The organism is Corallococcus sp. AB018 (assembly GCF_003986945.1).
GTDB lineage: Bacteria > Myxococcota > Myxococcia > Myxococcales > Myxococcaceae > Corallococcus > Corallococcus exiguus.
Genome location: NZ_RAWR01000325.1, coordinates 1 through 8,065 on the forward strand (window position 1 = coordinate 1; position 8,065 = coordinate 8,065).

The 8,065-nt window shown below is 70.5% G+C and carries 8 protein-coding genes and 1 pseudogene; 5 read left to right on the plus strand and 4 right to left on the minus strand.

Features of this window, described 5'->3' with window-relative positions; translation table 11 throughout:
* The first annotated feature begins 104 nt into the window (after positions 1-104).
* Together D7Y11_RS40090 and D7Y11_RS40095 are read left to right on the plus strand one after the other, a co-directional pair.
* Positions 105-752: a vancomycin high temperature exclusion protein gene (locus D7Y11_RS40090; protein WP_169822710.1), complete on the plus strand. Its 648-nt coding sequence runs from the start codon at positions 105-107 to the stop codon at positions 750-752.
* Between the two features lie 114 nt (positions 753-866).
* Positions 867-1,142, plus strand: a complete 276-nt coding sequence (locus D7Y11_RS40095) for a hypothetical protein (RefSeq protein WP_120577195.1) — start codon at positions 867-869, stop codon at positions 1,140-1,142.
* Positions 1,143-1,245: 103 nt separating this feature from the next.
* Here D7Y11_RS40095 and D7Y11_RS40100 read toward each other — a convergent pair whose 3' ends face one another.
* The gene (locus D7Y11_RS40100) at positions 1,246-2,589 is read right to left on the minus strand and encodes an SMI1/KNR4 family protein (RefSeq protein ID WP_120577194.1); all 1,344 of its coding nucleotides are present in this window, start codon (positions 2,587-2,589) and stop codon (positions 1,246-1,248) included.
* A 213-nt stretch (positions 2,590-2,802) separates the two neighbouring features.
* Between D7Y11_RS40100 and D7Y11_RS40105 the strand changes: the two genes are divergently transcribed.
* Positions 2,803-3,162: a co-chaperone YbbN gene (locus tag D7Y11_RS40105; RefSeq protein ID WP_121754562.1), complete on the plus strand. Its 360-nt coding sequence runs from the start codon at positions 2,803-2,805 to the stop codon at positions 3,160-3,162.
* A 4-nt stretch (positions 3,163-3,166) separates the two neighbouring features.
* On the opposite strand, the gene D7Y11_RS40110 is transcribed toward D7Y11_RS40105, so the two are convergent.
* Positions 3,167-5,032: an ABC transporter ATP-binding protein gene (locus D7Y11_RS40110; protein ID WP_120577192.1), complete on the minus strand. Its 1,866-nt coding sequence runs from the start codon at positions 5,030-5,032 to the stop codon at positions 3,167-3,169.
* Positions 5,033-5,069: 37 nt separating this feature from the next.
* The gene (locus tag D7Y11_RS40115) at positions 5,070-6,026 is read right to left on the minus strand and encodes a universal stress protein (protein ID WP_233605121.1); all 957 of its coding nucleotides are present in this window, start codon (positions 6,024-6,026) and stop codon (positions 5,070-5,072) included.
* A 459-nt stretch (positions 6,027-6,485) separates the two neighbouring features.
* On the opposite strand from D7Y11_RS40115, the gene D7Y11_RS43995 reads away from it, so the two are divergent.
* Positions 6,486-6,647 carry a hypothetical protein gene (locus D7Y11_RS43995; RefSeq protein ID WP_167548270.1) on the plus strand — a complete coding sequence of 54 codons (162 nt, stop codon included), beginning with the start codon at positions 6,486-6,488 and terminating at the stop codon, positions 6,645-6,647.
* Between the two features lie 86 nt (positions 6,648-6,733).
* Here D7Y11_RS43995 and D7Y11_RS40120 read toward each other — a convergent pair whose 3' ends face one another.
* Positions 6,734-6,943 (minus strand): CsbD family protein, encoded by a 210-nt coding sequence (locus D7Y11_RS40120; protein WP_120577190.1) that lies wholly within the window; start codon positions 6,941-6,943, stop codon positions 6,734-6,736.
* A 302-nt stretch (positions 6,944-7,245) separates the two neighbouring features.
* On the opposite strand from D7Y11_RS40120, the pseudogene D7Y11_RS40125 reads away from it, so the two are divergent.
* Positions 7,246-8,065, plus strand: a pseudogene (locus tag D7Y11_RS40125) (methyl-accepting chemotaxis protein); the annotation flags it as partial.

Sequence of the window (8,065 nt, forward strand, 5' to 3'; positions counted from 1 at the left end):
GGCCGGGCGGGCGTGACCAGTTCCCATCAGCCGGCCGCCCATGGTGCTTTCCGGGCGGGGGGCGCCGGAAGAGAATGGCCCCTTCCGACTGTTCCGCGGGGTCCATGAAGGCTGGCGGCACGACCAGGGTGTGGGTACGCAGGGGCCTGGGGCTGCTCGGGCTGGCCCTGGCCGTCCTGCTGGGTCTGTCCCACTTCGTGCGCCTGCGCTACCAGGGCCGCATCGTGCCGCTGGCCGTGGCTCCGGAGGCCCCCGTGGCCCTGGTGTTCGGGGCGGGGCTGGCGCCGGGCGCGGTGCCGTCGCCGGTGCTGGCGCAGCGGCTGGACGCGGCCATCGCGCTCTGGCGGCAGGGCAAGGTCCGGTCGCTGCTGGTAAGCGGGGACAACTCCGCGCCCTTCCACAACGAGACGCGGGCCATGCGGCGCTACCTGCTGGAGCACGGGGTGCCGGAGGACGCGGTGGTGGGGGACGAGGCGGGGCTGTCCACCTACGACAGCTGCCTGCGGGCGCACTCGGTGTTCGGCGCGAACCGGGCGGTGCTCGTCACGCAGCGCTTCCACCTGTCGCGGGCGCTCTTCATCGCCAACTCGGTGGGCATCGACGCGTGGGGCGTGGCGGCGGACGAGGGACGGGCGACTCCCTGGCGCTACACGGTGCGCGAGACGCTCTCCCGGGTGCTGGCGCTGGGGATGGTGCTGCTGGAGGTGAAGCCCGGCAGCACTGACGGCCAGCCGCCGACGGCTCCTCGCTGACGGGGGCCGGGCCCGCCAGGCAGGCGGGCGGCGTCCATTGCCGCTCGCGTCCGGGGGGCCCATTTTCGTGGGGACACGGAAGCTTTTCTCAACCGTCCCTGTCGAGGAGACCCCATGAAGTTCAACAAGCTCGGAGACGAGGATGTGGGCGAGTCCACCTCGCTGCGCCACCGGAACCCGGACACCGGAGAGGATGAGATCAACATCACGGACCAGGACCTGGCGCTGTCGCCCCCCATGGAGGAGGAGGCGGATGCGCGGGACATCCTGCCGGATCAGATCCAGCGCTTCGGCCGGGGGGATGAAGAGGAAGAGGAGCGCGAGCTGACCGCGCAGCCCGACGAACCCGGCCCGCGCGCCCAGTCGCCGGACCTGCTGCCCGAGGGGTAGCCGGGTCCAGCAGGCGGGTGCGGTGTAAGAACAGGGCGCGTCCCAGGACATGGGACGCGCCCCTTGTTTTCAGGCGGGGCCTCCGAGGGAGGCCCCGTGCGGCTCAGGACCGACGGCGCGAGGACTTCTTCGCGGCGGCCTTGCCCGTGGCCTTCTTGGCGGCCCCGCGCGTGGATGCGCCCTTCTTGGCGGCGGCGCCCTTCTTCGGGGCAGCACCCTTCTTCACGGCGGCCTTCTTCGCGGGGGCGCCCTTCTTCGGGATAGCACCCTTCTTCACGGCGCCCTTCTTCACGGCGGCCTTCTTCGCGGCAGCCTTGCCCGTGGCCTTCTTCGCGGTGGCAGCCTTCTTCGCGGCGGCCTTCTTCGCGGTGGCGCCCTTCTTCCCGGCCCCACGCGCGGGCGCGGCCTTCTTCGCGGTGGCCTTGCCCGTGGCCTTCTTCTCGGCCCCACGTGCAGGCGCGGCCTTCTTCGCGGTGGCCTTCTCGCCAGCCGCCTTGCGCGCTCCCGCCCTGGTGGAGACGGCTTCGGTCGGCGCCTCCGCTTCGGCGGCTTCGGCCTTCTTCGTGGCGGCCTTGCCCGTGGACTTCTTCGCGGGGGCGGACGGCGTCTCGGTGACAGCCTTCTCGCGGCGGGCTTTCTTCACGGCGGGGCGCTTGGGCTCGGGCTCCTCGAACAGCTCCTCCTGTTCGGCGGGCTCGGCCTCCTCCTCACCGGTGTCCTCGGCCAGTTCCGCCTCCAGCTCCTCCTCGCTGGACACCTCGGCCTCCTCGTCGGCGGACTCCGCGGCTTCGAGCTCCTCCTCCTCGTCCTCGTCCGCGTCACGGGCCAGGGCGGCCAGGGCGCTCGAGTAGTCGCCGCCACGGCCAGCGGGGGCCTCCTCGTCCTCCTCCGCCTGCGCGGCAGCACCGGACAGCGCGCCCTGGAGCACGGCGTTCATGGCGCGCGCGAAGGTCCGCTCCCCGAAGCTCTCCACCTCTTCCACGGGCGGAATCAGCACCTCGAGCATGTCCTTGAGCGCGCGGTACAGCCGCATCTCCTTCTTCTCGCCGTCCCAGGTGCCGAAGACCCAGGTGTCCCCGTCCAGCGCGTCCACCCAGCCGGGCAGCGGCCCGCCGCCGTCCCCCTGCTCCTCCATCGCGGACTTGCGCGCGACGAACAGGTGCCGGTGCGCCCCCTTCAGCCCGAAGCGCCACACTCCCGCCGCGGGCAGGCCCACCACCATCAGCCGGGTCTTCTCCAGGACGCTGGGCGCCCCCTCCTCGCCACGCAGCGGGAACAGCCGCACCTCGCCCTGGAACTCACCGCCGTTGAGCGCCTGGTACAGGTCCGCCAGGTCCTCGGGGAACGGGACGCCGCACTCCGTCTCCGCGCGGCGGACCTCCTCCACCTGCACACCCACCGAGGTCGCCTTCGCCGACTTGCGCAGTGCCTCCAACCACTCGTGCATGACCCCTCCACGACATCGACAGCCACCAGGGCTCGCACCTTACGGCGCCTTGGGCCCTCGTGAGCAGTGTGCATGTCGGGTTTCGTCCACCCGACGTCCTGTAGACATACCTGGACAACCTGACACGCCCGCCCCTCCATCCCTCCAGGCCGCCTGCCCCGGGTCCAGGCAACCCGCATGGAAGCCCAGTCCCCCGGGCGTTAGGAAGGGCCCATGGCGCATCCCGTAAGCACCGAGGCGACGACCGAGACCTTCGACTCGCTCGTCATGGAGCCCCGCGACGAGCTGGTGGTGGTGGACTTCTGGGGCCCCGGCTGCCCGAACTGCGACATCTACGCCGCCGCCGAACCGGAGCTCCTCAAGGAGCTGGACGGCGCCCCCATGCGCGTCGTCAAGGTCAACGCCTACGAGCACGAGGCACTGGCCACCCGCTTCGGCCTGTACGGCATCCCCACCTTCCTGCTGTTCCGCGACGGGAAGCTGCTGGGGAAGATGAGCCAGTACTACGGCAAGCCGTACTTCCTGGGCGTCATCCGGGACCACCTGCCCGGCGGCGCCAAGGCCCAGGCCTGAGCCCTCAGTCCCGGTAGCCGCGCGCCTGCAGCCGGAACAGGTGCGCGTACCGCCCGTCCAGCGCCATCAGCTCGTCGTGGCTGCCCAGCTCCTGCACCGTGCCGTTGTGGAGCACGGCGATTTGATCCGCCATGCGCACCGTGGAGAAGCGGTGCGAAATCACGATGGCGATGCGGTCCGCGGCCAGCGCCTGGAAGCGCTCGAAGAGGGCGTGCTCGGCCTCCGCGTCGATGCTGGCCGTGGGCTCGTCCAGGATGAGCACCTCCGCGTCGTCGCGCATGAACGCGCGCGACACCGCCAGCTTCTGCCACTGGCCGCTGGACAGCTCCTGGCCCTTCTCGAACCAGCCCCCCAGCATCGTGTCGTACTGGGACGGCAGCGTCGCGATGACGGAGCTCGCCCCGCCCTGCTCCGCCGCCCGTTCGATGGCGGGCCGGTCCTCCAGCGCGGGCACGTGTCCCAGGCCGATGTTCTCCGACACGCTGAACTGGTAGCGCACGAAGTCCTGGAACACCGCCCCGAAGCGGCCGCGCAGGTCGTCCGCGCCCATCTGGGCCGTGTCCACGCCGCCGTAGAGAATCTGGCCTTCGGTCGGCTCGTACATGCGCAGGAGCAGCTTCACCAACGTGCTCTTCCCCGCGCCGTTCTCCCCCACCAGCGCCAGCTTCTGGCCGGGCTTGAGCGTGAGGTTCACGTTGCGCAGCGCCCACGCGTCCTTGCCCGCGTAGCGGAAGGAGACGTCGCGCAGCTCGATGGCGTTGCTCCTCCCGCGCGGCGGTGAGACGGCGGGCAGGAGCCTCGGCGCGTTCTCCAACGTGGGGATGTCCAGGTAGGCGAAGAGGTTGCTCATGAAGAGCGCGTCCTCGTACATGGAGCCCACGCTGGTGAGGATGCCCTGGAACGCGGCCTGCCCCTGCCGGAACACGGCCAGGTACAGCACCATGTCACCCACGGAGATGCCGCCATCCGCCGCGCGGCTCGCCACGAAGAGGTAGCAGCCGTAGAAGGCCGCCAGCGACAAGAGGCCCAGGCCCAGGCCCCACACCATGCGCTTGCGCGCGAGCGCCCGGTCCTCCGCGAAGAACTTCTGGAACAGGTCGCGGTAGCGGCCCAGCACCAGCGGCCCCAACCCGAAGAGCTTCACCTCCTTCACGGTGCTGTCGCGCGTGAGGATCCACTCCAGGTAGTTGAGCTTGCGGCCCTCCGGCGCGCGCCACGAGTACAGCCGGAAGCCCTCCGCCGCCAGCCGCGCCTCCGCGATGAACGCGGGGATGGACGCGGCGAGCAGCACCACCACGCTCCACGGCGACAGCGCCACGAGCAGCACCGCGTAGGTGGACAGGGTGATGACGTTGCGCACGATGCTGAACGCCTGCATCACCAGCGACAGCGGGCGCGCGTTCGCCTCCCGCCGCGCGTTCTGCATCTTGTCGTAGGTGTCCGAGTCCTCGAAGTGCTTGAGCTCCAGGTCCAGCGCCTTCTGGAGGATGCGCTCGTTGAGCAGGTTGCCCAGGTGCGCGCGCAGGAGGTCCCTGGTGAGCGTGAGCCCCCGCTCCACCACCGCGGAGGCCACCATCAGCGCGAACTCCGTGGCCACCAGCCCCACCACGCGCGAGTTCGCCGCCACGTCGCCCTTCGCCGCGGCCACCACCGTGTCGACGATGAGCTTGCCCACCCACGCGATGCCCGCCGGCAACACCGCCGCCACCAGCGTGAGCACGCCCAGCACCACCGCGCCCCGGGGGCTCGCCCGCCAGAAGAGGTGGAAGGTGCCGGGCAGCTGCTTGAAGAGGACGCCCGCGTTCTTCAGACGGGCCCGGAGCGATGGCGGTGTCGACGGCGTGGGAGGTGGCAAGGTGCCGCCCCTCATAACGCCTCGACGCCCGCCGCGCTGGACTTCCCTGCTTTCAGGAAGCCGGTGCGCCCCCGCCGTCCGGCAGGGCGGCGGGCGGGGCGGCGTGCCGCGAGATGAGCACGTCGCAGAGTGAATGCCGCAGCACGCCCTCGGTCAACGTGGTGGGCGGATTCGCGGAGGACATGCCCAGCGTGAGCAGGTCCGAGTCGCGATCCCGGGCCTCCGCGAGGATGCACTCGCACGGGTCTCCGAAGCGCAGGCGGATCTCCAGCGCCCGGCCGGTCTCCCGGTACGGCGCCAGGAAGCGCCCGAGCGCCCTTCGCGCCGCGTCCTCGCGCTCCTGCAGCAGCCCCAGCTGCCGCGTCAAGGGGACATCCTCACGGCGCAGGGCGGCCTCCTCCTCGCGCAGGTCCACCACGTGCAGCACCTCGATGGGGGTCGAGACCGGACACAGGCGCATCGTCAGCTCCAGCGCGCGGCGGGACTCCCGTGAGAAGTTCACCGCGACGAGGGGCCGGTGGTAGACACGGCCCGGGTGCGGCATCACCACCAGCACGGACGCGTCCACCTCCCGCACCAGCCGCATCACCATGGCGTCGTCCGGCAGCGGCTTCGCCGGTTGGGGCAGGTGCGGCCAGCCCACCACCAGCACCTCCACGCCCTGGTCCTTGGCCAGCTCCGCCGCCTCGTGCGGCGCGTCACCGGTGCGCAGCTCCTCGCGCACGTCCACGTCCGGCCGCTGCCGCAGCCGCTTCGCCGCGGACGTCACCGACCGGCGCAGGCACTGCTCGCCGTCCACCGTCCCATCCGGGCCGGAGTGGCCATCCAACCGCGGGCTCACGTGCAGCACGCTGAAGGCCGCTCCGTGCGCGAGCGGAAGGCGCAGCGCACGGGCGAGCGCGAACTCGGACTGCAGGGAGAAGTCCAACCCCACCGCCACCCGCCGCAGCCCCCGCTGAGCGCGGAGGACGCCGTCGGGCAGCAGCGGCAGACTCCTTCGGGAAGACACGTTTGGCCTCATCTCGACTCCCTTCCACCTCACCGCTGGAACGCACCGCGCGGAAGGGCTGACCGCCTACGCGGGCCCTCATGGACATACATTCAGACCCGTCGGCGGATGTGCCACCCGTCTTTTGCGGGGACGCTGGGTCCGCAGCCTGGCGGCGGAGCACGCGAGCGGCCTGGCCCGGCGGGACGCTCCGGCGAGGGCAGGCGGACAGGCCTTCCATCCTCTGGACGCCGTCCTGTTTCTGTAACGTTTTCAGGGCGCCCCACCGCTTCGTTCAAGGACTCCAGGGCAGGCATGCGTTCAGGGCCGCCATTTCAACGGTTTGAGACGTTCACCGCAGGACCTTGGGGCATGGGGGTGTTTTCAGAGGCTCGGCCAGCCCTTTGCATAGACCTCTGACCGGCTTCTCACGAGGCCATGGGCGGCGGGTCGGACGGCAGGTCGCAAGGGAGCGGGAAAATGCGCGGGGTCATCACCGGACGTGAGGTGGTTTCCAACCTGGGACTCATCTACCGGGAGTTCGGGACAGCCTGTGTGTTGCGCTGCCTCTGGGTGATGCTCAGCGGGAAGTCCACCACCTTCCTGGAGGTGGCGTGTCCCTGCGAGAAGATGCGGCAGTGAGCACGCGCCCCTGAAGACAGCTCGGGCCGCGGGAAGCATCAGCTTCCGCGGCCCGAACGGTTTCAACGGCGGTGTGAGGTGTGGCGCTAGCGCTGATACGGATCCGCGTCACCGCGACGCACTTCCTCGCGCTCGTCCTTCTTGTCCTTGATGGCGTGCTTCACGTCCTCGACCACGCCCTTGACCTTGCCCTTGAGCGTGTCCGCCTTGCCTTCGGCTTCCAGCGAACGGTCGCCCGTCGCCACGCCCACGGTTTCCTTCACCTTGCCCTTGGCCTTGTCAGTCCACTCGCCCATGGCGTCCTCCTGACGTCGGTGTGTGAATCGTTGTGGAGGACAACGTGTGCACGTCATGGGCGGGCGGCAGGTGACGGTGGCTCGTCCGCACGGTCGCCCTGCTCGGGCCGCGACAGGTCGGAATGTCAGGCAATGGACAGTGCGCGGCGCGCGCTGAAACGACACGCGCCCTGCCCTGCCTACCCGTTGCGTCCCTGTTATTCGCGGAGACCCGGGAGTCTGGCTCGCAAGACGAAGACGTTGCATTGACGCATCCGCACTTCGCCCGCAGGCTTGAGCCGTTCAACCGGATCCGTCACCTGATGACACAGCCATCCCCCCCTTCGACCCAGGCGCTGCTCTTCAAGCTGCTCTTGCTGCGCACGCTGGTCGTCACGGTGGCGGTGGCGCCGGCCATCTACGTCGACATGCAGCTGCTGGACGTGGACGCGAGCCACACGGGGTTCGTGCTGGGCGTCGTCACGCCCATCGTCATTGGCGGGCTGGCGCTGGTGGTGCCCATTGGAGCGGTGGGCGCGCTGTTGCGGTACGCGGTGGAGGCGAAGGCGAGCCCCGCGGAGCGGCTGGGACGGCTGTTGCGGCTGCCGGGCGTGCTCACGTTCGTGGAGGCGCAGTCGGGCTGGTTCCTGGGCGGCATCTTCTTCAACGGCGCCATTGGTCTGGCGCTGGACCGGCCGCCGCGCGTCATCCTGGTGGGTGTGGCGGTGGCGATGAGCGCGGGGCTCTTCAGCGCGCCCATCATGTACATGCTCTACGAGAAGGCGCTGGCGGCGGTGACGCTGGAGGCGTTCCGCCGCGCGCCGCATGAGCGCCCCGCTGGAGAAGGGCTGTTCCTGCCCCGGCAGAGCTGGTTCCTGCCGGCCATCGTCGTGTCCGCGCTGTTGATTACGTGCATCACGAGCATCGCCACGTTGCAGCTGCGGCTGGAGAAGAACCTGTCGTCGCTGGCGGACGACCTGGAGCTGTCGGGCGAGTACCGGGGCGCGGCGCGGGTGCGCTCGCGCATCCAGCCGTTGCAGCGCGACCTGACGTTGCCGGTGGCGTTCCTGGGCGGGTTCGCGGCGCTGGGGGCCATCTTCACGGCGGCGTGGGCGGCGCGCCGGCTGGCGCAGGGGGCGAGGG

Coding starts and splice junctions, on each gene's coding strand:
- D7Y11_RS40090 (WP_169822710.1), top strand. CDS start 105: ATGAAGGCTGGCGGCACGACCAGGGTGTGGGTACGCAGGGGCCTGGGG.
- D7Y11_RS40110 (WP_120577192.1), bottom strand. CDS start 5,032: ATGAGGGGCGGCACCTTGCCACCTCCCACGCCGTCGACACCGCCATCG.
- D7Y11_RS43995 (WP_167548270.1), top strand. CDS start 6,486: ATGCGCGGGGTCATCACCGGACGTGAGGTGGTTTCCAACCTGGGACTC.
- D7Y11_RS40095 (WP_120577195.1), top strand. CDS start 867: ATGAAGTTCAACAAGCTCGGAGACGAGGATGTGGGCGAGTCCACCTCG.
- D7Y11_RS40120 (WP_120577190.1), bottom strand. CDS start 6,943: ATGGGCGAGTGGACTGACAAGGCCAAGGGCAAGGTGAAGGAAACCGTG.
- D7Y11_RS40105 (WP_121754562.1), top strand. CDS start 2,803: ATGGCGCATCCCGTAAGCACCGAGGCGACGACCGAGACCTTCGACTCG.
- D7Y11_RS40100 (WP_120577194.1), bottom strand. CDS start 2,589: ATGCACGAGTGGTTGGAGGCACTGCGCAAGTCGGCGAAGGCGACCTCG.